This is a genomic window from Streptomyces sp. NPDC001401 (assembly GCF_042895385.1).
Lineage (GTDB): Bacteria > Actinomycetota > Actinomycetes > Streptomycetales > Streptomycetaceae > Streptomyces.
This window is the reverse complement of the sequence record NZ_JBIAWI010000016.1, coordinates 13579-35713: the sequence shown is the minus strand read 5'-3', so window position 1 is coordinate 35713 and position 22135 is coordinate 13579. Positions and strand designations below refer to the sequence as shown.

The following is a 22135-nucleotide window of genomic DNA, read 5'->3' as shown; positions in this document are numbered from 1 at the left end:
GGCCTGAACGGCCTCGTCCTCAGACGCCGGACGGGCTGAAAGTGCCTGACCGGCGTCCGAAGCGCAGCGCCCGCCGTCGTACCGGCTCCGGCAGGCAGACTCCCCAAGCCACCACCCCGACCGCCAGCAGCACCCCCCACCGCTCGTGCGCGGCCTCCCAGCGGGGATCGCCGAGCGCGGCGGTCAGGGTCCAGCGGGCGGGGATCAGCAGGACACCCAGGGTCGCCGTGGTCAGGACGGCAGCGGCCACGGACGGGCCCGGCTCGGGCTCGTCGGTGAGGCGTACGGCCGTCGCCGCGGCGGCCAGGGCCAGGGCGGCGATCGCGCCGGCCTCCAGGGTGACGGCGCCGACCGGGGGACGTACGCCGTGCGGGACGAGGGCCAGTGCGGCCGTCCACCACAGCACGGCCACCGGCGCGACCAGCAGCACCCGCAGACCGGCGCGCACCCAGCGCCGGGTGGTGACGGGTGTGGTGATGTGCCGGGCCGGGTCGTCCAGCACGAACGTCAGCCCCAGTGCGAAGGTGAGGGCGGCGGCCCGCAGCAGGGTGAGCGCCAGCCAGGCACTCGGCGGGCCGTCGGACAGCCGCGGCAGGGCGACCAGCAGCAGTCCCATGCCCGCGCCCGCCCCGAGCGCCCGCCACGGCACCGTACGCGCCACCGCCGACACCAAAGCCCCGCTCACCGGCACGACGACGCTCCGCTCACTTCCCACACTCGTCCGCCCCCTTCGGCACCTCGGTCCCCAGCACCCGCGCCACCTCGGCCGTCGTCACGCCGGGAGCCGTCAGCTGCGCCCAGTGGGACTTGACGGCGGACGTGACCTCGGCGCGCGGCTTGGAGAGCAACTCCCGTACGACGTCGGTCTGTCCGGCCGACATCGACAGCGGGTTCGTCGGCGCCAGCGCGATCGCCGGGCCGCTCAGGCTGTCGTCGAGGCGGACGTTCCTGAGATCGGCGACCGGGTCGGGATCGCGGCCCAGCGCCAGCCACATCACCGTCACCACGCGGCCGTCGCACAGTTCGCCGCCCTTCTTCTCGTCGCCCCCGACCAGCACGGAGGCGACGCCGACCGCGAACTCCGGAACCCGGTTGCCGCCCCAGCGCGTGCCGACGGTCACCTGGCCGGCTGTGGTGGACGGCTCGATCGCCGCGTCGCCGTCGAGCCCGTAGCGGGCCTCGATCCGCTGCCGTACGAGCAGGGGCCGGCCGGCGGCCGTACCGCCCGCGAGGGCCTGAACCCGGTCGACGACCCCGGCCCAGGTACCCGCACGGCCGGTCCACTCGTCAAAGGCGCAGTACTGCGAGGCACCGTGCCGAACGCACGACTGCTCCTTCTCCGGGCTGACCGAGGCCCGCTCCCGAGCCGCCGCCAGTTCCGGCGAAACCCCACCGGACTGCCCGACCGCACCGGTCACTGCCAGGACCAGGGCACCCCCGAGCCCCACCAGCGCCCCAAAGGGGCGCGGGGCTCTATCGATATGCGGCTCCGCCGCGGGGCGCGACCAGCCACGATGCTCCTGCAGACGACCGACGGCATCTCGCGGAGCGACAAGTACCGCGGCCAAGGCCGCCACCAGCACCAGCCCGCCCAGATACAGCGCATGCCAGCCCGCAGGCCGACCGATCAAGTCGGACGGCAAGGTCGACGTGCTGTTCTCGCTCACCACCGGCGACAGCCAGCGGCTCCACTCCGCACCTCCCGTGCCCGTGGAGACGAAGAGCAGGGAGGTGAAGAGCCCGATCACCGCGAGCGGGGCGGCGAACGCGGACGGGATCAGCCGCGCGATCAGCAGGCCGAGGGCTCCGAACAGCAGCACATACAGGGGAGCCACGGCCAGCTCGGACACCGACCCGTGGCCCACCGCACCCGGCCGCAGCGCCTGCCAGGTGAACTGGGCCAGCACGACCAGCGCGGTGAGCACGCCGAACGGCACCACGGACAGGGCGTGCCCGGCCGTCCGCCGCCACGGCTCCATGACCAGCACGTCGAATTGGCGGTCGGTACCGCGCCGCCGGGAGCGCAGCGCGGCCCGGTTGACGCAGACGAACAGGGCGATGCCGAGCAGCAGGGGCGCTGTCTGGGTCGCGCGGTCGGTGTCCTGGAGCGCCGGGTAGACGTCCATGCCGTCCCGGGGGGACAGCAGCCTCCAGCCGGTGTAGGCGACGTAGAACAGCAGGGTCGCCGCCACCGGGATCTGCAGCAGCAGTTCGCGCGCCTCGAAGCGGGCGAGGGCGAACACGGCCGCCCAGGTGCGGCGCGGTTCGCCGCGTACGACGGGCGGGACCGTCGCCTCCATGACCGTGCTCATGCCGCCGCCACCTCCGCGCCCGCGTCGTCCAGGGTGAGCAAGTAGCCGTCCTCCAGGGTGGGTTCGAGCAGGTCGGCGCCAGCGGGCGGGCTGCCGACGTTGCGGAAGGAGCCGGTGCCGGTGCGCCAGCCCGCCTTCGCGCCGGGGTCGCGTTCCGTGCTGCTCCACACCCGTCCGGCCGCCCGTGCGGTCAGCTCGGCCGGGGTGCCGTCGAAGCGGATACGGCCGCCCGCCATCACCAGCACGCGGTGGCAGAGCATCGCCACGTCCTCGGTCTGGTGGGTGGAGAGGAGGACCGTGCGGCTCTCTCCCGCGTGGGCGATCAACTCCCTGAAGCGCATGCGCTGTTCGGGGTCGACTCCGACGGTCGGCTCGTCCAGGACGAGGAACCCCGGGTCGCCGACCAGCGCGGCGGCCAGCGCGACCCGCTGGCGCATACCGCCGGACAGCTTCTTGATGCGCTTGCTGCGCACATCGGCGAGGTCGACCTCGTCCAGGACGCGCCGCACCTCCCGGTGCCGGGTGCCCCGGTCCGTCAGCTCCTTGAGGATCGCCACGTAGTCGACGAACTCGAAGGCCGTGAAGTCCGGGTGGAGGCCGGGCGTCTGCGGCAGATAGCCGAGCCTGCGCCGCACCTCCTGCCGGCCGGCCACCGTCGCCGGGTCTTGCCCGAGCACGGTGAAGGCACCCCGGTCCGCGGGCACGGCGGTGGCCAGCACCCTGAGCAGGGTGGTCTTCCCGGCCCCGTTGGGCCCGAGCAGCCCCGTGACGCCCGAGGTCAGCCGCAGCGACACGTCGTCGAGGGCACGGGTCCCGCCGAAGCGGAGGCTGAGCCCGGAGGCGGAAACGGTCGGTGTCATACGGCATCCCCCTGGAAGCGGTCGAAACGGTCACGTACGAGGAAGAGCAGCCAACCGGCGAGCGCGGCGACCGCCGCCGCCACCCCCTGGCCGGCCGCGGTGAACGGCACGGGCGTGTCGGCTGCGTCGTACGCGTGGGCCGCCAGCAGCAGCGCCACCCAGGCCCCGCCGACCAGCGACGGCGCGAGCACCGGGCCGAGCCGGGCGGAAAGGACCAGGCCGGTCGAGGTCAGGGCCAGCGCGGGCAGCAGCCAGGCGAGGGCGCCCAGCCCGTACCCGGGCAGCGCGAGGGTCGCAAGGCCGCTGAGGCCGAGCACGGCGGCGAGCACCGCGACCGTCCGCACCATCAGCAGCTTGAACCCGTGCATCGGCGCGACCACCGCCATCTCGTACGTCGGGTCCAGCGCGGGCCCGAACGACAGCGCGACCCCGGCGAGCGGCAGCAGCGGCGCGAGGGCGAGGAAGAGGGTGGGCGAGGCGGCCGCCGCGGTCGCGTGCGCCGCCGCGACGCTCATCAGCAGCACGGCGACGACCGCACCCAGCCAGGAACGGCGCAGCACGGGCGTGGCCGCGAGCAGCCGCGCGGTGTGGTCGGCGACCCCCAGCCGCATCAGCAGCCCCTCGAACAGCCCGGGCCGGGGCGCGTCGAGCTCCGCGTCCAGCCGCTCCCAGCCGGCGTCGACCCCGGCCGGGTCACCGACCTCGGCGAGGACGCCCCGGCACCGCGCGCACGCGACGAGGTGCGTGTCGGCGGACCAGAGCGCGGGCGGCGCCAGCTCGCCCTGGGCGTACGCCCGTAGATCCTCCGCATCCACATGCCAGGTCATTCCGCCACCTCCCGCACCTGCTCGTGGCCCCGCAGACCCCGATCACACATGTGCCTGCTCATGCCAGCGCCTCCCGCAGTTGCTTACGGGCCCGCATCGCCCGTGTCTTGACCGTCCCCGGCGGTATCCCGAGCAGGACGGCCGCCTCGCGGGTGGTCAGGCCGTCGATGACCGTGGCCTGGAGCACCGCGCGCAGTTCGGGCGAGAGCCGGACGAGGGCGCCCGCGAGGTCCCCGTGCTCGACCCCCGCGAGCACGCGCTCCTCCGCGGACGCCTCGTCCCGGTGCCGCAGACGGGCCAGCGCCTGCCGCAGCCGCCCCCGTGCCCCGTCGCCCCGCAGCGCGTCGATCAGCCGCCGCGAGCCGATCCGCCACAGCCACCCGGCGACATCGCCGTCCTCGCGATAGCGGGCCTTGCCCCGCCAGATCGCGAGGAACGTCTCCTGTACGACGTCGTCGACCACGCCGGCGTCGGCGCAGCGGCCGCGCAGGCGCGCGGTCAGCCACGGCGCGTACCTCCGGTACAGCTCCTCGAAGGCGCGCCGGTCCCCGTCCGCGGCGGCCCGCAGCAGCTCACCGTCGCTTCTCGTTTCGCTCACGTCTCCTCATCGGACCGGCACCACGGATCGGTTCACACGACCCCGCTCGACTTTTCTTCAGACCATTCGACCTTCCCAGACCCACCGCACGCGAGGTGGTCGAGGCCACCGCGATCAACCCCACCTGGCCGCGCTCGCCGTCGCCGCCGCCTTCCTCGTCCTGCGCCGCCGCACCGTGTGACGCAACCGATCCACGTACGTCCTTCCGCCGGGGAGAGGGCGTACGTATTCTCGGGGCGGCTCCCAGCAGGCTGTTACGTCGGCCCCGCCCACGTAGACGCCCGGGAGCCGCCCCCAGATATCCCGCACGCCATGTCGCCGTAACCAACGGTTCAGACAGGCTTGCGACGCTCAGCCAATGACGCCCTCCGTGCCACATCCTTCGCCGCCCCACGAGGGGCCCGCGGAGAACGGGGACGCCCTCCGCTCCGTAAGCGCATTCCCGGATCCACTCCCACCCGCGCTTTCCGACGCGCCCGTTTCGCTCGGAACGCGGAAGAATGGGTTCATGAGTCAGCCAGACACCGCCCAGGCACAGGTCCAGCACGCGCAGCCCTCCGTGGGCTCCATAGCCGCGCACCGCCCGCACACGGTGGCCGCCGCGGTTTCCGACCTGGAACCCGACATCGATGCCGATCTCGATGCCTACGAGGAGTCGCCGTACGACGGCCCTCAGTTGCCGCAGGGCCGTTTCCTCGACCGGGAGCGCAGCTGGCTGGCGTTCAACGAGCGGGTTCTCGAACTCGCCGAGGACCCGAACACACCCCTGCTGGAGCGCGCCAACTTCCTCGCGATCTTCGCCAGCAACCTGGACGAGTTCTTCATGGTCCGGGTGGCCGGTCTGAAGCGCCGTATCGCGACGGGTGTCGCCACCCGCTCCGCCTCCGGCCTCCAGCCCCGCGAGGTGCTGGAGATGATCTGGGCCCGCTCCCGCGAGCTCATGGCCCGGCACGCCGCCTGCTACCACGAGGACGTCGCCCCCGCCCTCGCGGAGGAGGGCATCCATCTGGTCCGCTGGAGCGAGCTGACGGAGAAGGAGCAGGCCCGCCTGTTCACCCTGTTCCGCCACCAGATCTTCCCGGTGCTCACCCCCCTCGCGGTCGACCCGGCGCACCCCTTCCCCTATATCTCGGGCCTCTCCCTGAACCTGGCCGTGGTCGTACGCAACCCGGTCACCGGCCACAAGCACTTCGCCCGCGTCAAGGTCCCGCCGCTGCTGTCCCGCTTCCTGGAGAGCTCCCCCGGCCGCTACGTCCCCATAGAGGACGTCATCGCCGCCCACCTGGAGGAGCTGTTCCCGGGCATGGAGGTCCTGGAGCACCACGCCTTCCGGCTCACCCGCAACGAGGACCTCGAGGTCGAGGAGGACGACGCCGAGAACCTCCTGCAGGCCCTGGAGAAGGAGCTCATGCGGCGCCGCTTCGGGCCGCCGGTGCGCCTGGAGGTCGAGGAGTCCATCGACCGCGAGGTCCTGGACCTGCTGGTGCGCGAGCTGAAGATCTCCGAGGCCGAGGTGTATCCCCTCCCCGGCCCCCTGGACCTCACGGGCCTCTTCCGTGTCGCCGGCCTCGACCGTCCCGAGCTGAAGTACCGCAAGTTCGTCGCCGGCGTCCACCGCGACCTCGCGGAGGTCGAGTCGGCCTCCGCGCCCGACATCTTCGCCGCCCTGCGCAGCCGGGACGTGCTGCTGCACCACCCGTACGACTCGTTCTCCACGTCGGTGCAGGCATTCCTGGAGCAGGCGGCCGAGGACGACGACGTCCTCGCGATCAAGCAGACCCTGTACCGCACCTCCGGCGACTCCCCCATAGTCAACGCGCTCATCGACGCGGCCGAGGCCGGCAAGCAGGTCCTCGTCCTGGTCGAGATCAAGGCCCGCTTCGACGAGCACGCCAACATCAAGTGGGCGCGCAAGCTGGAGGAGGCCGGCTGCCATGTCGTCTACGGCCTGGTCGGCCTGAAGACCCACTGCAAGCTGTCCCTGGTGGTCCGTCAGGAAGGCGACACCCTACGGCGTTACAGCCACGTGGGCACGGGCAACTACCACCCCAAGACGGCCCGTCTCTACGAGGACCTCGGCCTGCTCACCGCCGACCCGCAGGTGGGCGCAGACCTCTCGGACCTCTTCAACCGCCTGTCCGGCTACTCGCGCCGCGAGACGTACCGCCGTCTCCTCGTCGCCCCCAAGTCCCTGCGCGACGGCCTGATCGCGCGGATCAACAAGGAGGCCCAGCACCACCGTGCGGGCCGTCCGGCCTTCATCCGCATCAAGGTCAACTCGATGGTGGACGAGGCCCTCATCGACGCGCTGTACCGCGCGTCCCAGGCCGGCGTGCCGGTCGACGTCTGGGTGCGCGGCATCTGCGCGATCCGCCCGGGCGTCACGGGCCTGTCGGAGAACATCCGTGTCCGCTCGATCCTCGGCCGCTTCCTCGAACACTCCCGGGTCTTCGCCTTCGGCAACGGCGGCGAACCCGAAGTGTGGCTCGGCAGCGCCGACATGATGCACCGCAACCTCGACCGCCGTATCGAGGCCCTGGTCAGGGTCACCGACCCGGCCCACCGCGCAGCCCTGAACCGGCTGTTGGAGACCGGCATGTCCGACACCACCTCCTCCTGGCACCTCGGCCCGGACGGCGAGTGGATCCGGCACGCCACCGACGCGGACGGCCAACCCCTGCGAAACATCCAGGAGATGCTCATAGACGCCCGGAGGCGCCGGCGTGGCACAGCAACACCTTGACCCGACGGACCCCACGGCCGGGCCCGTGGCAGGCGAAGCCCTCGCGGGCTACCTGCGGGCCCAGGCCACGGAGTTCCTCCGCGCCCTGCGGCTGCACCGCGAGTCCGGCGGTGCGACCGCGAACGGCACGGAGGATTCCGTCGACGCGGCCCGCGCCCTGCGTCGCTCGGTCCGCCGCATCAGCGGCAGCCTGCACACCTTCCGCCCCCTCCTGGAAACGGAGTGGTCGGAGGGCCTGCAGCCCGAACTGGCCTGGCTGTCAGGCACATTGACAATGGAGCACGCGTACGCGGCACGGCTGGAACGACTGGTACTGGCACTGCAGAGGCTGTCGGGGGCGACGATCTTCCCTGCCCAGGCCGCTACTGCCTCTACATCACCGGCCGCCGTTGTGGGCAGTCGTTCCGCTGGGGCGGAACGGGTGGGCACAACGGCACAAGGCACCCCCGGGCCCCCTGCCTCGCCCCCAACAGACCGCGGAAACCTGACAGTTGGCGCCGCCAAAGCAGGCGCCCTGCTCGAACGGCAGCTGACCCTGGCCCGCACCCGAGCCCACAGCACCGCCCTCCAGGCACTGGGTTCCTCCCGCTTCCACGCCGTAGCAGACAAAGTCGCCGTACTGGCCAGCGAAGTCCCCCTCACCCCCACCGCCCCCACCACCGACCTCCGCCCCCTCGCCGCCGCAGCCGAGGGGCGCCTGACCGACGCCGTATCGGCGCTCCCCCTCGTCACCGCGGGCAGCCCGTACAACGCGGAGGCCCTGATCCACGGGCTCTCCCCGGACCCGGCCCCGCACCCCCAGGACGCCCCCTGGCACCAGGTCCGCCTGCTGCTCCGCCTGCACCGCTACGCCCGCGAGGCGCTGTACGGCACGGGCGGCCCGATCGACGTCCGCCTGCTGACCGCGGGCCAGGCCCTCGACCGCCACCGCGACGCCTCGGAGGCGGCGGCGGCCGCGGCCTCGGCGGCTCGTACCCCCCGGATCGCCCCGGCGACGGCGTACGCGCTCGGAGTGCTCCACGCGGACCAGCGGCACGAGGTGGAGGCGGCCCGCTTCGCCTTCCAGCAGTGCTGGCAGAAGCAGGCGGTGAGCACGTCCTGAGCCAGTGACCCTGGCGCCCCCAACCCCTGTCGAAGGAGGCGGTGACCCACCCGTGACCCACACCAACGACACCCTCATCCAGGCAGCCGGCTGCGTCCTGTGGCGACGCTCCCCGGTCGACGGCGAGCTGGAGATCTGCCTCGTCCATCGACCGAAATATGATGACTGGTCCCATCCCAAGGGCAAGCTGAAGCGGGGCGAGGACCACATGACCGGCGCCCTGCGCGAGGTCGCCGAGGAGTCGGGCTACACGGCGGAACCGGGCGCCGAGCTGTCCACCCTGCACTATTTCGCCAACGGCCGCCCCAAACAGGTCCGTTACTGGGCGGCCGAGGCGGGCTCGGGCAGCTTCACCCCCACCACCGAGGTGGACCGCATCCTTTGGCTCTCCCCCGCCGCGGCCCGCAGCCGGCTGACCCAGTACCGGGACCGCGCCCTGGTCGACGAACTGCTCACGACGCTGCGTCACGCCTGAAGCATCAGGTGCCCCTCGGCGTCCGCACGGGCCTGGCTGCGCGCTCTGCGGGCCGGCCCGCGCCAGCCGCAGCTGCACCGGGCCAGGCAGAACCGCCCCTGTTCGACGGTCGTCGTGCGATGTTCCTGCTGCGCCACACTGACAACGTTACCCAGCCCACGTGCTGCATACATCGGCTGCCTCCGGCATCGGGGGCTGGTATGCGCGTGACGGCCCCCCGCACCCGTCGTTATCCGGAACGACAGGGGGCCCGTGACGGACGTACCGGCTGGGGGTAGGCAGGCGATGGCGGAGCGGCAGCGCAGGGGGACGGTCGTCACGGCAGGACTCATGGTCTGTGTCTGCATGGGGGCCGGCGGATGCTCCGGCACCGGGTCCGCCGCCGAGGACCCCCGCGCCTCCGACCCCGTCGAGACCCTGCACCACGTCGCGGAAACGCTGGTGGACGCGGGCAGTTCAAGGGCGACCACGTCGATGGAGATGGCCATCGGCGGCACCCGCGTCACCATCCGCGGCGAGGGCGACTACGACTACCGCCGGCAGCTCGGCCGGCTGAAGGTGCAGCTCCCGCAGAACCCGGCCGGCACCGCCGACCACCGCCCGATCACCGAACTCCTCGCGCCCGGCGCCCTGTTCATGAAGAACCGGGGCGCGGGGGTGCCCGCCGACAAGTGGGTACGGGTCGACACGGCCACCCTCTCCGACGGCAACCTGGTGACCGGCGGCGCCACCGACCCGTATGCCGCGGCCGAGTTGCTGCGCGGGACGCGCACGGCCACGTATGTCGGCCGGACCGAGTTCGCCGGGGTCGAGGTGCGGCACTACCGCGGCACCGCCGACCTCACCGTGGCGGCGCGGCACGCCTCGAGGGGCGTCCGGGAGGCTCTCGCCGCGGCGGCGAAAGGGTTCGCCACGGCCGAGGTCCCGTTCGACGTCTACCTCGACGACCAGGGCCGCATCCGCAAGATCCGGCACCGGTTCAGCTTCGTCAACGGCCTCCAGAAGGGCACCGTCGCGGTCGCCTCGACGACGCTGCTGTACGACTTCGGGGCCCCCGTCGACGTACGCCTGCCGGCCTCGAAGGACATCTACGCAGGGAAGATCGCCGAGCAGTAGACCGTGCTCGAGGATGACCGACGAGCGTCAAGAACTAGCCCGTCCGTGCCATGCGCGGTGTGTAGGCCGCTCCCTACTCTAGGAAGTCGGTAACGGCAGAGATGAGGTGATGCACGTGGCTCCGGTCGGCGGTACGGCAGTTCAGGACCACGTGGCCCTCGCCGAGATCGAGCTGTGCGGAGAGCTGATCATCGCGGCCTCGGCCGCGGAGGACCGGCTCAGCCTTGAGAGCATCGACGAGGTGCTGAAAGTGGCCGAAGAGCGCGACGCCTCCGGCGACTAGCCGGAGGCCCCGCACTGGCAGGTTCAGGTGCGCAGCAGCCGGGCGATCGCCTTCGTCGCCTCGTCCACCTTGGCGTCGATCTCGTCACCGCCCCTGACAGCGGCATCGGCGACGCAGTGCCGCAGGTGTTCCTCCAGGAGCTGCAGCGCGAAGGACTGCAGGGCCTTGGTGGAGGCGGACACCTGGGTGAGTATGTCGATGCAGTAGACGTCCTCGTCGACCATCCGCTGCAGTCCGCGGATCTGGCCCTCGATCCGGCGCAGGCGCTTGAGGTGCTCGTCCTTCTGCTTGTGGTAGCCGTGCGTCGTGTTCTGCGTGCTGTCGTCGGAGGGCGCCGTCGCGCCGGCCTCGGTGGTCGTCATCGCGTCCTCCCGTAAGACATGCGGACATATACCCCTGGTGGGTATATGGTATCGAACTTTGCTGGGTATACGGCCCTTGGCCCATGCCCGGACCGGGTCTCCGTACCGCCCCCGTGCCGACCACGCTGCCCGATGGGCGACACTGGGGGACGGCCCATTAGCCGTGGCCGGATGATGCGCCTAGCATCACCCTGACCGAAACCGAAGCACCCCGAGGACCCCACGTGCGCTTTCGTCTGACCCCCAGGGAGACGAGCTTCTACGACATGTTCGCCGCATCCGCGGACAACATCGTCACGGGCTCGAAGCTCCTCATGGAACTGCTCGGGGCGGACGCACCTGCCCGGGCCGAGATCGCAGAGCGTATGCGGGCCGCGGAACACGCGGGTGACGACGCCACGCATGCGATCTTCCACCAGCTGAACTCCTCCTTCATCACGCCCTTCGACCGCGAGGACATCTACTCCCTCGCATCGTCCCTCGACGACATCATGGACTTCATGGAGGAGGCCGTCGACCTGGTCGTCCTCTACAACGTCGAGGAACTCCCCAAGGGCGTCGAGCAGCAGATCGAGGTCCTTGCGCGGGCTGCCGAGCTGACGGCGGAGGCCATGCCGAACCTCCGCACGCTGGACAACCTGACCGAGTACTGGATCGAGGTCAACCGCCTCGAGAACCAGGCCGACCAGATCCACCGCAAGCTCCTCGCCCATCTCTTCAACGGCAAGTACGACGCCATCGAGGTGCTCAAGCTCAAGCAGATCGTGGACGTGCTGGAAGAGGCAGCCGACGCCTTCGAGCACGTGGCGAACACGGTGGAGACCATCGCCGTCAAGGAGTCCTGACCCCTTCATGGACACCTTCGCTCTGGTCGTGACCATCGCGGTCGCGCTCTTCTTCACGTACACGAACGGCTTCCACGACTCGGCGAACGCGATCGCGACGTCCGTGTCCACGCGGGCGCTGACCCCGCGAGCGGCTCTGGCGATGGCCGCGGTGATGAACCTCGCGGGCGCCTTCCTCGGCTCCGGGATCGCCAAGACCGTCAGCGAGGGCCTGATCTCGACGCCGGAGGGCGCGAAGGGGATGGGCATCCTCTTCGCGGCGCTGGCGGGCGCGATCACCTGGAACCTGATCACCTGGTACTTCGGCCTCCCGTCCTCCTCCTCCCACGCCCTCTTCGGCGGCCTGGTGGGCGCGGCGCTCGCGGGCGGCACGACGGTCTACTGGAACGGCGTCCTGGACAAGGTCGTCATCCCGATGTTCCTGTCGCCGGTGGTCGGCCTGCTCGTCGGCTACCTCGTCATGACGACGATCCTCTGGCTCTTCCGCAAGGCCAACCCGCACAAGACCAAGCGCGGTTTCCGCATCGCGCAGACCGTCTCGGCGGCGGGCATGGCCCTGGGTCATGGCCTTCAGGACGCGCAGAAGACGATGGGCGTGGTCGTGATGGCACTGGTGATTTCCGGCCACCAGACCTTCGCCGACCCGATCCCGGTGTGGGTGAAGATCGTCTGCGCCCTGATGCTGTCGCTCGGCACCTACGCAGGCGGCTGGCGCATCATGCGCACGCTGGGCCGCAAGATCATCGAACTGGATCCCCCGCAGGGCTTCGCCGCCGAGACGACCGGCGCGTCGATCATGTTCACCACGGCCTATCTCTTCAAGGCCCCCATCTCGACGACCCACGTCATCACCTCGGCCATCATGGGCGTCGGCGCGACGAAGCGGGTGAACGCCGTCCGCTGGGGCGTCGCCAAGAACATCGTCCTGGGCTGGTTCATCACGATGCCGGCGGCGGCGCTGGTGGCGGCGGGGGCGTTCGGGGTCGTGAACCTGGCGTTCCTGTAGGGGCAAACGCCGGAGGGGCTGTTTTACCCGCACCTCTCAGCGCCGGTCAGGCATTCTCAGCCCGTCCGGCGTTTGAGGACGAGGCCGTTCAGGCCGAAGCGGGGGTCTGGGGGCGGCAGCCCCCAGATACGACGACGGGCCCGCCCCCGGGAGCCAGGGGCGGGCCCTTTATCGTCCCCGCGGTGGCACCGCCATGCAGCACCGCGAGGGGTCTCGAAGACGACGTCGGCTCAGCCGAAGCGGCCGGAGATGTAGTCCTCCGTCGCCTGGACCGACGGGTTGGAGAAGATCCGCTCCGTGTCGTCGATCTCGATCAGCTTGCCGGGCTGCCCGACCGCCGCGAGGTTGAAGAAGGCCGTGCGGTCCGAGACACGCGCCGCCTGCTGCATGTTGTGCGTCACGATGACGATCGTGAACCGCTCCTTGAGCTCACCGATCAGATCCTCGATGGCGAGGGTCGAGATCGGGTCGAGCGCCGAGCAGGGCTCGTCCATGAGCAGGACCTTCGGCTCGACCGCGATCGCGCGCGCGATGCACAAACGCTGCTGCTGACCACCGGACAGACCCGAACCGGGCTTGTTCAGACGGTCCTTGACCTCGTTCCAGAGGTTCGCGCCCTTGAGCGACTTCTCGACGACGTCCGCGAGCTCGGACTTCTTGTACGAGCCGTTCAGCCGCAGGCCCGCCGCCACGTTGTCGAAGATCGACATCGTCGGGAACGGGTTCGGCCGCTGGAACACCATGCCGACCTCGCGGCGCACGGACACCGGGTCTATGCCCTGCCCGTACAGGTCCTCGTCGTCCAGCAGCACCTTGCCCTCGACCCGGCCGCCGGGGGTGACCTCGTGCATACGGTTGAGCGTGCGCAGGAACGTCGACTTGCCGCAGCCGGAGGGGCCGATGAAGGCCGTCACCGAGCGGGGCTCGACGGTCATCGAGATGTCTTCGATCGCCTTGTGGGCGCTGTAGTAGGCGGTGAGTCCGCTTACGTCGATTCGCTTGGCCATGATTACGTCACTTCCAGAATTATCCGTCGCTGTGGCCGCGTCAGCGACCGGTCTTCGGGGCCTTCCAGCGGGCGATGCCGCGGGCCACCAGGTTCAGGATCATCACGAAGGCGATCAGGGTGAGCGAGGCCGCCCACGCCCTGTCGTACGACGCGTCCGCGCCTGCCGCGTACTGCTGGTAGATGTACAGCGGCAGCGACTGCTGCGCACCCTCGAAGGGGTTGTTGTTGATGAACCGGTTGCCGAACACCAGCAGCAGCACGGGAGCCGTCTCGCCGGTGATACGGGCGATCGCCAGCATGATGCCGGTCGTGATGCCGCCGATCGAGGTCGGCAGGACCACCTTCAGGATGGTGCGCCACTTCGGGACACCGAGCGCCAGGGAGGCTTCGCGCAGCTCGTTCGGGACGAGCTTGAGCATCTCCTCCGTGGAGCGCACGACCACCGGCATCATCAGGATGGCCAGGGCCAGCGAACCGGCGAAGCCGAAGGGCTCCAACTTGAAGATCAGCATGAGGCTGAGGATGAACAGACCCGCGACGATCGACGGGACACCCGTCATCACGTCGACGAAGAAGGTGACGGCGCGGGCGAGCTTGCCGCGGCCGTACTCGACCAGGTAGATCGCGGTGAGGATGCCGACCGGCGCGGCGATCAGCGTGGCGAGTGCGACCTGCTCCAGGCTGCCGATGATGGCGTGGTAGATGCCACCGCCCGGCTGGGAGTCGGCGACGATGCCCATCGAGTGGGTCAGGAAGTAGACGTTGAGGACCTTCACGCCGCGCGAGATGGTCACCCACACCAGGGAGACCAGCGGGACGACGGCGATCAGGAAGGCCGTCCAGACCAGGCCGGTCGCGATACGGTCCTTGGCCTGACGGCGGCCCTCGACGCGCGCGGCGATGCCGTACGTACCGACGAGGAAGAGGATCCCGGCGATCAGGCCCCACTGGACCTTGCTGTCGAGGCCCGCGCCCAGGCCGATGGCGACCGCGAGGGCGAGGGAGCCGGCGGCGATCGCCCAGGGCGACCACTTGGGCAGACGGGCGCCGCGCAGGGTGCTGGCGGGCTTTTCGGCGATGGCGGCGTGGCTCATGCGTTGGCCCCCGAGTACTCCTTGCGGCGGGCGATGATCATGCGGGCCGCGCCGTTGACCAGCAGGGTGATGACGAACAGGACCAGACCGGAGGCGATGAGCGCGTCCCGGCCCTGCTCCGTGGCCTCACCGAACTTGGAGGCGATGTTCTGGGCGAAGGTGCCGCCGCCCGGGTTGAGCAGGCTGCCGTGGATGAGGAAGTCCGGGGAGAGCACGGTGGCGACGGCCATCGTCTCGCCGAGCGCACGGCCGAGACCGAGCATCGAGGCGGAGATCACACCGGAGCGGCCGAAGGGGATCACCGCCATGCGGATGACCTCCCAGCGCGTGGCACCGAGGGCGAGGGCCGCCTCCTCGTGCATCTGCGGGACCTGGCGGAAGACCTCGCGGCTCACGTTGGTGATGATCGGCAGGATCATGATCGCGAGCAGGATGCCGACGGTGAGCATCGAGCGCGGTGCGCCGCCGTCCCAGGAGAAGATGCCGGTCCAGCCGAAGTAGCTGTCCAGCCAGCCGTACAGGCCGTTCATGTGCGGTACGAGGATCAGCGCGCCCCACAGGCCGTACACGATGGACGGCACGGCGGCGAGCAGGTCGATCACGTACGCGATGGGACCGCTCAGCTTGCGCGGTGCGTAGTGCGTGAGGAACAGCGCGATCGCGACGGCGATCGGCACGGCCAGGACCATGGCGATGATCGAGGAGATCACCGTGCCGAAGGCCAGGACCGCGATACCGAAGACCGGCGGGATGGACGTGGCGTTCCACTCGAAGGTCGTGAGGAAGTTGCCGTGGTCCTTGCTGATCGCGAGGGAGGCGCGGTAGGTGAGGAAGACCGCGATCGCGGCCATGATCACCAACAGGAAGATGCCCGACCCACGGGAGAGACCGAGGAAGATCCGGTCACCGGGTCGGGTGGCACCGCGAGCTGCGCGCTTCTGCTCGGCGGAAGGCTGGGGGGAGGGGGGTGGTGTGTCAGTTATCTCTGTAGATGTGTCCATCGGGTTCTCCGGTCTGCGGAACCACACGCGGAGTGCGGCTCTGCGAAGCCGTACGCGACGTACGGCTCGTGGCGGCGGTGCACCGGACGGTGCGGTCCGGTCCCGGGTTTTGAGGCCCGGGACCGGACCGCACTCGGATCAGCTCAGGCCCTCGATGGTGGTGCGGACCTTGGCGATGATGTCGGCGGGGACGGGGGCGTACTTCAGGTTGGGCAGCAGGCCCTGGCCGTCCTCGGAGGCGATGTAGCGCAGGAACGCCTTGGTGGCGGGCAGGGTGTCCGCCTTGTTGCCCTTGTCGCAGACGATCTCGTACGTGACCAGGGTGATCGGGTAGGCGCCGTCGGCCTTGGTCGCGTAGTTCAGCTGGAGCGACAGGTCCTTGCCCGTGCCCACGACCTTGGCGTCGGCGATGGCCTTGGTGGCGCTGTCACTGCTGGGCGCGACCGGGGCGCTGGCACCGGTGTTGATGCTGACGGCCTTGACGCCGTCGGTGACGTACGACAGCTCGAAGTAACCGATGGCGCCGTTGGTCTGCTTGACCTGCGCGGCCACACCGGAGGACTGCGCGGCGGACTGGCCGCCCTTGGCCTGCCAGGCCTTGCCGCCGGAGTACTTCCAGTTGTCGGGCGTCGAGGCCTTGAGGTACTTGGTGAAGTTGTCCGTGGAGCCGGACTCGTCCGAGCGGTGGAACGCCTGGATCTTGAGGTCGGGCAGCTTCACGCCCTTGTTCAGCGCGGCGATCGCCGGGTCGTTCCAATTGGTGATCTTGCTGTCGAAGATCTTCGCAATGGTCTGGGCGTCCAGGACCAGGTTGTCCACGCCGGACAGGTTGTAGCCGAGCGCGATCGGGCCGCCGACCATCGGAAGGTCGATGCCCTGGCCGCCGGAGCAGACCTTCTTGGAGGCGGTGACGTCTTCGGGCTTCAGCGCCGAGTCGGAACCCGCGAAAGCGAGCTGGCCCTGGGTGAAGGAGGTGACACCCGCGCCGGAGCCGCCGGCCTTGTAGTTGATCTGCACGCCGCAGGCCTTGGAGAACTGCGCCACCCACGCGTCGATCGCGTTCTTCTGCGCGGACGAGCCGTCGGAGAGCAGCTGGCCCTTGGCGTTGTCGCACTTGATCGAGCTGGCGTTGGTGGCGGACGCGCTGGCGCCGCCGCTGCTGCTGGTGTCGTCCGAGCCGCACGCCGTGAGGACCAGGGCGCCCGACGCGGCGATGGCACCGAGGGCGATGGCCCGCCGATTCATGCGCTGAAGCTTCACTTGAAAGAGTTCCTTCCAGGAGCCGCCGTCCTGAATTCCGGCGGCGTGCGGAGTCGAAGTCCCGGCAACGGAGGTCGCGCCCCTCCCGAGGGACGGCCCGCGTCGCGTAAGGCTGAAATTAGGCAGATCAAGTGAAGCCGCCCCTGGCCGCAAATGAACGGAAGGTGAACCCCTGCGGACGGTGTGGTTAGGTCACGGAATGCTCACGGGGAGGGCACATGAAGGTTCCGCCCCACGGTGACACAGGAGTGACACTTCTGCCGGAACCCGTGTGGTCGGCGAGCCGTCTCGTTCCCCGAGAGCAATCGGGAGGCGCAACATGGAACGTCGTACGTTCATAGGAGGCGGCGCGGCCGCGATAGCGGCCGTTGCCACGGCCGCGTGCAGGGGCGGCTCTGCCGATGCGGACACCACCACCTCATCATCGTCCTCTTCCTCCAGTACGGCGATCGGAGCGAAGTCCGCAGCGGCCGCCCCCGCCAACTGGACCGCGCTCTCCCACGACCTCGACGGCACCCTGATGCGCCCGGGCGAGGCCAACTGGACCACGGCCCACCAGCTGTACAACACCCGCTTCGACGGCCTGAAGCCGGCGGCTGTCGCCTACGTCGCGCACGCCGACGACATACGTACGACCCTCGCCTACGCCCGCGCCCACAACATCCAGGTCGCGATACGCAACGGCGGCCACTCCTACGCGGGCTGGTCCTCCGGCAACGGCAAGCTGATCGTCGACGTCTCGAAGCTGAAGCAGATCCGGGTGGGCGGCGGCCAGGCGGTCGTCGGCGCCGGCTCCAAGCTGATCGACGTCTACCGCGGGCTGACCGCGAAGGGCGTGACGATACCCGCGGGTTCCTGCCCCTCGGTCGGCGTCTCCGGACTGGTCCTGGGCGGCGGTCACGGCGTGGTCTCCCGGGCGTACGGCCTGACCTGCGACAGCCTCACGCAGGCAACCCTGATCACGGCGGACGGCAAAACACTTACCGCCAACGCAACCGAGAACAAAGACCTCTTCTGGGCCCTGCGCGGCGCGGGCAACGGCAACTTCGGCGTCGTCACGGAACTGCACTTCAAGACCCACCCGGCGCCGCAGGCCGTCTCCGCCTACCTGACCTGGCCCTGGTCGAAGGCCGCCGCCGTGGTGAAGGCCTGGCAGGAGTGGGGCCCCGACCAGCCCGACGAGATCTGGTCCTCCTGCCACCTGGAGAACGGCGGCTCGCCGACCGTCTCGGTCGCGGCGTTCTCGCTCGGCACGTACGGAGAGCTGCAGAACGCGCTCGACCGCCTGGTCTCGGCGGTCGGCTCGCCGGCCCGCAGCGAAACGCTCAAGCGGCACACGTACGAGGGGGCGATGGAGGCGTACGCGGGCTGCTCGTCCTTCCGCACCGAGCCCCAGTGCCACCTCCCCGGCTCCACCCCGAACCGCAACCCGCAGGGCTCCCTGGGCCGGGAGACCTACTCGGCCCGTTCGGACTTCTTCGACCGCTCGATCTCCTCGGCGGGCATCCAGACCCTGCTGAGGAACATCAGCTCGGTCCCGGGCGGCGCGGGCAGCATCGCGCTGACCGCCCTGGGCGGCGCGGTCAACCGCGTCTCCCCCACCGCGACGGCCTTCGTCCACCGCCGCTCCCGGATGCTGGCCCAGTACCTCGCATCCTGGCGCGCCGGCACCTCGGGCACCACGCCCCAGTCCTGGCTGACGACGACCCACAACGCCATGAAGCCGTACGCCTCCGGCGCGGCCTACCAGAACTACACGGACCCGACCCTGCCGAACTGGCGCAAGGCGTACTACGGCGACGCGGCAGCCCGCCTGTCCCAACTGAAGAACCAGTACGACCCAAACCACTTCTTCACGTACCCACAGGCCCTGTAGCTGCATCCGCCATAACTGCCGCATCCGCCATAGCTGCCGTAGCCGCCATAGCTGCGGGCAGTCGTGCCGCTAAGGGCGGCACGGGTGGGCGCAGCGGCACCCCGCAAGCGCGGGCAAGCAAAACCCCCGTACGTCGGCCCCACCCCGGGGCACTTATGCAGCCAGGTCCCGCTCCTCCGCCCCCGCCCCTTCCTTCCTGGCCCCCGGAATCAACGCACCCCGCCCCACAGCCGCCCGCCCAGGGCCCCGCACAAGCCACCCACCCCAAACCGACCCCTCAACGGCCTTCACCACAGGCGTCAACAGCAGCATGGCAACAGGCGACAACAGCAACGCCACAGCAGTACCGAGCGCAAACCCCCCGACCACATCCGTCGGATAGTGCACACCCATATAAACCCGGCAGAACCCTTCGAGCAGCGCCAGCCCGATCCCGGCAACCCCGAACTTCCGGTTGGCCACGAACAACCCGACCGCCATGGCCATGGTGATCGTCGCGTGATCGCTCACGAACGAGTAGTCGGTCTTCCCGGACACCAGGACATCAAGCCCCTCGTGCGTACGGAAAGGCCGGGGCCGCTCGACGAACCCCCGTATCGGCACATTCACCAGCACCGCCAGCGCGGCAGCGAGCGGCGCCCACACCAGCGCGGCCACGGACGACACGGCGTCCTCGGCACCCCGCCGCCGCACGGACCACCAGCACCACACCACGAGCAGCACCATGGCCAGCAGCAGCCCGTACTCCCCGACAAAAGAGACGGCCCGGTCGAGCCAGTGCGGCGCGTCCTTGGCCAGGCCATTGATGTCGTAGAGCAGGTCGACGTCGGGGTCCGACCCGGATTCGGCGAGTCCAGCCATCGTGCTGTGGCCCCTTCGTCGTCTGCTGCCGGACGCACTCGCGCACGCCCGCTTACCCACCCCCGTGGTTGTAGATCACGTCGTACACGTCGTGGACAGCTATCCGGATGCCTGACGGATGACTACGAGAACAGGAACGCACGGTCCCAGTTACTACGTTCCACACTCCACCGAATGATCACGCAGACGTTATCGAAGAGAGACTCATCTCTGCAGCTCAGGGGGTGGGTTCACGCTCGGTTCACACCGTGGTGGGCAGCGCTTTCGCGCCATCTTCGGTGACTCGCGTTGCCCCGAAGTACTCGGAGGTGTCGATGGGGTCGAACCGGATCACCGCACCGGTCCTGGGCGCGTCGATCATGTATCCGCCGCCGACGTAGATCCCCACATGGTGGATGGCCCGGGAGTCGGTGGGGTCCGTGGAGAAGAACACGAGGTCGCCGGGGAGCAGTTCCTCCCGCTTGGGATGCGGCCCGGCGTTGTACTGGTCGTTGGCGACCCGCGGCAGCGTGATCCCGACACTCTCGTAGGCGGCCTTTGTCAGCCCCGAGCAGTCAAAACGCCCGTTGTCGTCGGCGGTCCCGTTCCCGCCCCACAGATAAGGCGTCCCCAGCTTCTTCTGCGCGTAGTAGATGGCCCCCGCGGCCTGCTTGCTGGGATCCACCCGGCTGACGGGCGCGGCGAAGCTGTCCTCGAGCGTGGTGATCGTCTTGACGTAGTTCTGGGTCTCCTTGTACGGCGGCACGCCCCCGTACTTGATCACCGCGTAGGACCCCGCGTTGTACGAGGCGAGCATGTTTTCGGTCAGATTCCCGGGTACGTCCTTCACATACGAGGCCAGCTGGCAGTCGTACGAGGCGGCGGACGGAATCGCGTCCGCCGGGTCCCAGACGTTCTTGACACCGTCTCCGTTGCCGTCAACCCCGTGCGTGGCCCAGGTGCCCGGAATGAACTGCGCTATCCCTTCCGCGGCCGCCGCACTCTTGGCGTTCGGATTGAATCCGCTCTCCTGGTAGAGCTGGGCGGCGAGCAGGGCGGGGTTGATGGCGGGGCACATATTGCCCCACTTCTGCACGATGGCCGAGTACGCGGCGGGCACGGCCCCCTTGGCCAACGCCTTGGCCCCGCCGCCCACCCCGTTGATGAGGTTCCCGGCGACGACGTACACCCCGACGACGAGCAGCATCACGAAGGCCAGGGCCGAGCCGACGACAACGGTCGCCACGATCCATGCCTTACGCACCGTCAACCGCCCCTCGCCGACCGGGAGTCCGATAGCCCACGTCAGTCTAGGGGCGCGTCCTGCGTTCCGGGACGTCAGAGATCAGCCGGTCGCATCCCGATACAACTCGGCCGCTTCCGCTCCGAACACCACGCTGTACGAGATGTCGTCCGTGAGCCCGCCCTTCTCGTGTCCGCCCAGGATCCCGACGACCGCCTTGTCCCCGTTGACCCAAGGGCTGCCGCTGGTCCCTCCGGAAAGGCCTGGGCAGTCGATCCGCTGCTGGGTACGGCTGTGCACGGTCGGCCTGTTGGTACAGCTGACGGGCACTTCACGGGTGTTGGGATACCCGGTGACGGTGACGGCGGTGGCCCCGGTCGCCATACCCGTCACGAACGGATTCCCGCCGACGGCGTCCTCGACGCTCTTCCCGTCCTTGTTGGTGACGACGGCGAAGGCGACGTCACTGTTCTCGTGCTGCCCCTTGGCCCATCCGTCGGGCAGGAACACCTTCCGCACCGTCCACACCCCGTACGGCGCCCGGCCGCCCCGGTACCCGGGCACGAAGACGAGGTCCCCGTCCTTGCTCCCGTTGAGGCAGTGGGCCGCGGTGACGATGAGATTGCGGTGCGGGCTGTACACGACGGAGGCGGTGCAGAAGTGCCCGCCGGCGAGCGACGACTTCCGGTCGGCGTCGAAGAGCGCGCCGACCTTTCTGGCCTGCGCGGTGTCCGCCGCGACGGCGGTCACACCGAGCGGCCCCGGCCCGTCGTCCGCGTTGGCGAGGGAGGCGGAGGTCAGCGCCGGCACAAGGAGCACGACGGCCGCGCACAGGGGACTGGTGGCACGCCTGCTGATGCGTGAGATGCGCTTCATCGGCACCCACTGTGACCGATGAAGGTGAGAAAACGGTCTGCCGTTCACTTGGATCTCTCCGTGAACGGTCCCTCCTGTGGCGGCAGCACGTCTTGGCAGGCCCCGTCGTCGGGGCGGGCCCAGGTCCCCTTGCCGGGGACGAGCACGAGACGGGGCCGCGGATGCATCGAGGCCTGGGGCGACACGGACATGGCTCGCTGCCTCCGTCCCTCCACCTCGGCGTCGAATCCACCGTACTGTGCGCCCTGCTCCCCCGCCTCCGCGTCCCGCTCCACACTCGCCTGTGCGGCCCTCCTGTGCCGCTGCTCCACCTTCGCCACAACATCCTCCCTTCACTCTCCGAACCCACACCATCACGTTAGGCCACCGGACTGACATTCGGCCCGAGGCTGGAAGGCGGGCGATGA

General features: G+C 69.8%; 23 protein-coding genes. 8 read left to right on the top strand and 15 right to left on the bottom strand.

Annotated elements, in window-relative coordinates; all coding sequences use genetic code 11:
• Positions 1-19: 19 nt before the first annotated feature.
• The 5 genes from ACFY10_RS39250 to ACFY10_RS39230 are packed head-to-tail and all read right to left on the bottom strand — an operon-like array spanning position 20 to position 4597.
• Positions 20-715 carry an ABC transporter gene (locus ACFY10_RS39250; RefSeq protein WP_390670068.1) on the bottom strand — a complete coding sequence of 232 codons (696 nt, stop codon included), beginning with the start codon at positions 713-715 and terminating at the stop codon, positions 20-22.
• Positions 705-2312, bottom strand: a complete 1608-nt coding sequence (locus ACFY10_RS39245) for an ABC transporter permease (protein ID WP_390670066.1) — start codon at positions 2310-2312, stop codon at positions 705-707. The genes ACFY10_RS39250 and ACFY10_RS39245 overlap by 11 nt, the downstream gene beginning before the upstream one ends.
• Positions 2309-3172 (bottom strand): ABC transporter ATP-binding protein, encoded by an 864-nt coding sequence (locus tag ACFY10_RS39240; protein ID WP_390670065.1) that lies wholly within the window; start codon positions 3170-3172, stop codon positions 2309-2311. Before ACFY10_RS39240 ends, ACFY10_RS39245 begins: the two co-directional genes overlap by 4 nt.
• Positions 3169-3999, bottom strand: a complete 831-nt coding sequence (locus ACFY10_RS39235; protein WP_390670064.1) for a zf-HC2 domain-containing protein — start codon at positions 3997-3999, stop codon at positions 3169-3171. The genes ACFY10_RS39240 and ACFY10_RS39235 overlap by 4 nt, the downstream gene beginning before the upstream one ends.
• Before the next feature lie 58 nt (positions 4000-4057).
• Positions 4058-4597, bottom strand: a complete 540-nt coding sequence (locus ACFY10_RS39230) for an RNA polymerase sigma factor (protein WP_390670063.1) — start codon at positions 4595-4597, stop codon at positions 4058-4060.
• Between the two features lie 508 nt (positions 4598-5105).
• Here ACFY10_RS39230 and ACFY10_RS39225 point away from each other — a divergent pair.
• From ACFY10_RS39225 to ACFY10_RS39215, 3 genes are read left to right on the top strand one after another with little or no spacing between them, the layout of a single operon-like run.
• Positions 5106-7340 carry an RNA degradosome polyphosphate kinase gene (locus tag ACFY10_RS39225; protein WP_390670062.1) on the top strand — a complete coding sequence of 745 codons (2235 nt, stop codon included), beginning with the start codon at positions 5106-5108 and terminating at the stop codon, positions 7338-7340.
• Positions 7321-8442 carry a CHAD domain-containing protein gene (locus ACFY10_RS39220; RefSeq protein WP_390670061.1) on the top strand — a complete coding sequence of 374 codons (1122 nt, stop codon included), beginning with the start codon at positions 7321-7323 and terminating at the stop codon, positions 8440-8442. The genes ACFY10_RS39225 and ACFY10_RS39220 overlap by 20 nt, the downstream gene beginning before the upstream one ends.
• A 52-nt stretch (positions 8443-8494) precedes the next feature.
• Positions 8495-8917, top strand: a complete 423-nt coding sequence (locus ACFY10_RS39215; RefSeq protein ID WP_390670060.1) for an NUDIX hydrolase — start codon at positions 8495-8497, stop codon at positions 8915-8917.
• On the opposite strand, the gene ACFY10_RS39210 is transcribed toward ACFY10_RS39215, so the two are convergent.
• Positions 8908-9090, bottom strand: coding sequence for a hypothetical protein (locus ACFY10_RS39210; RefSeq protein WP_390670059.1), 183 nt, complete (start codon positions 9088-9090; stop codon positions 8908-8910). The two genes, ACFY10_RS39215 and ACFY10_RS39210, sit on opposite strands and share 10 nt — an antisense overlap.
• A 112-nt stretch (positions 9091-9202) precedes the next feature.
• On the opposite strand from ACFY10_RS39210, the gene ACFY10_RS39205 reads away from it, so the two are divergent.
• Complete coding sequence (locus tag ACFY10_RS39205; RefSeq protein ID WP_390670058.1) at positions 9203-10033, top strand: hypothetical protein; 831 nt, start codon at positions 9203-9205, stop codon at positions 10031-10033.
• A 115-nt stretch (positions 10034-10148) separates the two neighbouring features.
• Entirely contained in the window at positions 10149-10316 is a 168-nt protein-coding gene (locus ACFY10_RS39200) for a hypothetical protein (RefSeq protein ID WP_199931950.1), read from the top strand.
• 23 nt (positions 10317-10339) lie between these two features.
• Here the strand turns inward: ACFY10_RS39200 and ACFY10_RS39195 are convergent, their stop codons facing one another.
• Positions 10340-10678: a metal-sensitive transcriptional regulator gene (locus ACFY10_RS39195; protein WP_390670057.1), complete on the bottom strand. Its 339-nt coding sequence runs from the start codon at positions 10676-10678 to the stop codon at positions 10340-10342.
• Positions 10679-10902: 224 nt separating this feature from the next.
• On the opposite strand from ACFY10_RS39195, the gene ACFY10_RS39190 reads away from it, so the two are divergent.
• On the top strand, positions 10903-11523 hold the full coding sequence (locus ACFY10_RS39190; protein ID WP_030941586.1) for a DUF47 domain-containing protein: 621 nt from the start codon (positions 10903-10905) through the stop codon (positions 11521-11523).
• 7 nt (positions 11524-11530) lie between these two features.
• The gene (locus ACFY10_RS39185; protein ID WP_390670056.1) at positions 11531-12529 is read left to right on the top strand and encodes an anion permease; all 999 of its coding nucleotides are present in this window, start codon (positions 11531-11533) and stop codon (positions 12527-12529) included.
• Positions 12530-12759: 230 nt separating this feature from the next.
• Here ACFY10_RS39185 and pstB read toward each other — a convergent pair whose 3' ends face one another.
• The 4 genes from pstB to pstS all read right to left on the bottom strand — a co-directional run bounded on the left by pstB (position 12760) and on the right by pstS (position 16893).
• Positions 12760-13536, bottom strand: coding sequence for a phosphate ABC transporter ATP-binding protein PstB (gene pstB / locus ACFY10_RS39180; RefSeq protein ID WP_030941589.1), 777 nt, complete (start codon positions 13534-13536; stop codon positions 12760-12762).
• Positions 13537-13576: 40 nt separating this feature from the next.
• The gene (gene pstA, locus ACFY10_RS39175) at positions 13577-14632 is read right to left on the bottom strand and encodes a phosphate ABC transporter permease PstA (RefSeq protein ID WP_390670055.1); all 1056 of its coding nucleotides are present in this window, start codon (positions 14630-14632) and stop codon (positions 13577-13579) included.
• Positions 14629-15633 (bottom strand): phosphate ABC transporter permease subunit PstC, encoded by a 1005-nt coding sequence (gene pstC / locus ACFY10_RS39170; RefSeq protein WP_390670054.1) that lies wholly within the window; start codon positions 15631-15633, stop codon positions 14629-14631. Before pstC ends, pstA begins: the two co-directional genes overlap by 4 nt.
• Before the next feature lie 138 nt (positions 15634-15771).
• Positions 15772-16893 carry a phosphate ABC transporter substrate-binding protein PstS gene (gene pstS, locus ACFY10_RS39165; RefSeq protein ID WP_390670053.1) on the bottom strand — a complete coding sequence of 374 codons (1122 nt, stop codon included), beginning with the start codon at positions 16891-16893 and terminating at the stop codon, positions 15772-15774.
• 319 nt (positions 16894-17212) lie between these two features.
• Here pstS and ACFY10_RS39160 point away from each other — a divergent pair, with 319 nt between their 5' ends.
• On the top strand, positions 17213-18769 hold the full coding sequence (locus tag ACFY10_RS39160; protein ID WP_390670052.1) for an FAD-binding oxidoreductase: 1557 nt from the start codon (positions 17213-17215) through the stop codon (positions 18767-18769).
• A 153-nt stretch (positions 18770-18922) separates the two neighbouring features.
• On the opposite strand, the gene ACFY10_RS39155 is transcribed toward ACFY10_RS39160, so the two are convergent.
• The 4 genes from ACFY10_RS39155 to ACFY10_RS39140 form a co-directional block, all read right to left on the bottom strand.
• Positions 18923-19630, bottom strand: a complete 708-nt coding sequence (locus ACFY10_RS39155; protein ID WP_390670051.1) for a phosphatase PAP2 family protein — start codon at positions 19628-19630, stop codon at positions 18923-18925.
• 241 nt (positions 19631-19871) lie between these two features.
• Entirely contained in the window at positions 19872-20879 is a 1008-nt protein-coding gene (locus tag ACFY10_RS39150) for an NlpC/P60 family protein (protein WP_390670050.1), read from the bottom strand.
• 75 nt (positions 20880-20954) lie between these two features.
• Positions 20955-21728 (bottom strand): trypsin-like serine peptidase, encoded by a 774-nt coding sequence (locus ACFY10_RS39145; protein ID WP_390670049.1) that lies wholly within the window; start codon positions 21726-21728, stop codon positions 20955-20957.
• A 44-nt stretch (positions 21729-21772) separates the two neighbouring features.
• Entirely contained in the window at positions 21773-22048 is a 276-nt protein-coding gene (locus tag ACFY10_RS39140; RefSeq protein ID WP_390670048.1) for a hypothetical protein, read from the bottom strand.
• Positions 22049-22135 lie beyond the last annotated feature (87 nt).

What these genes read in the sequence shown, in the direction of transcription:
- pstB (WP_030941589.1), bottom strand. Translation starts at nt 13,536, where the DNA reads ATGGCCAAGCGAATCGACGTAAGCGGACTCACCGCCTACTACAGCGCC.
- ACFY10_RS39225 (WP_390670062.1), top strand. Translation starts at nt 5,106, where the DNA reads ATGAGTCAGCCAGACACCGCCCAGGCACAGGTCCAGCACGCGCAGCCC.
- ACFY10_RS39155 (WP_390670051.1), bottom strand. Translation starts at nt 19,630, where the DNA reads ATGGCTGGACTCGCCGAATCCGGGTCGGACCCCGACGTCGACCTGCTC.
- ACFY10_RS39245 (WP_390670066.1), bottom strand. Translation starts at nt 2,312, where the DNA reads ATGAGCACGGTCATGGAGGCGACGGTCCCGCCCGTCGTACGCGGCGAA.
- ACFY10_RS39240 (WP_390670065.1), bottom strand. Translation starts at nt 3,172, where the DNA reads ATGACACCGACCGTTTCCGCCTCCGGGCTCAGCCTCCGCTTCGGCGGG.
- ACFY10_RS39185 (WP_390670056.1), top strand. Translation starts at nt 11,531, where the DNA reads ATGGACACCTTCGCTCTGGTCGTGACCATCGCGGTCGCGCTCTTCTTC.
- ACFY10_RS39205 (WP_390670058.1), top strand. Translation starts at nt 9,203, where the DNA reads ATGGCGGAGCGGCAGCGCAGGGGGACGGTCGTCACGGCAGGACTCATG.
- ACFY10_RS39195 (WP_390670057.1), bottom strand. Translation starts at nt 10,678, where the DNA reads ATGACGACCACCGAGGCCGGCGCGACGGCGCCCTCCGACGACAGCACG.
- ACFY10_RS39210 (WP_390670059.1), bottom strand. Translation starts at nt 9,090, where the DNA reads ATGTATGCAGCACGTGGGCTGGGTAACGTTGTCAGTGTGGCGCAGCAG.
- ACFY10_RS39235 (WP_390670064.1), bottom strand. Translation starts at nt 3,999, where the DNA reads ATGACCTGGCATGTGGATGCGGAGGATCTACGGGCGTACGCCCAGGGC.
- ACFY10_RS39145 (WP_390670049.1), bottom strand. Translation starts at nt 21,728, where the DNA reads ATGAAGCGCATCTCACGCATCAGCAGGCGTGCCACCAGTCCCCTGTGC.
- pstA (WP_390670055.1), bottom strand. Translation starts at nt 14,632, where the DNA reads ATGAGCCACGCCGCCATCGCCGAAAAGCCCGCCAGCACCCTGCGCGGC.
- pstC (WP_390670054.1), bottom strand. Translation starts at nt 15,633, where the DNA reads ATGGACACATCTACAGAGATAACTGACACACCACCCCCCTCCCCCCAG.
- ACFY10_RS39160 (WP_390670052.1), top strand. Translation starts at nt 17,213, where the DNA reads ATGGAACGTCGTACGTTCATAGGAGGCGGCGCGGCCGCGATAGCGGCC.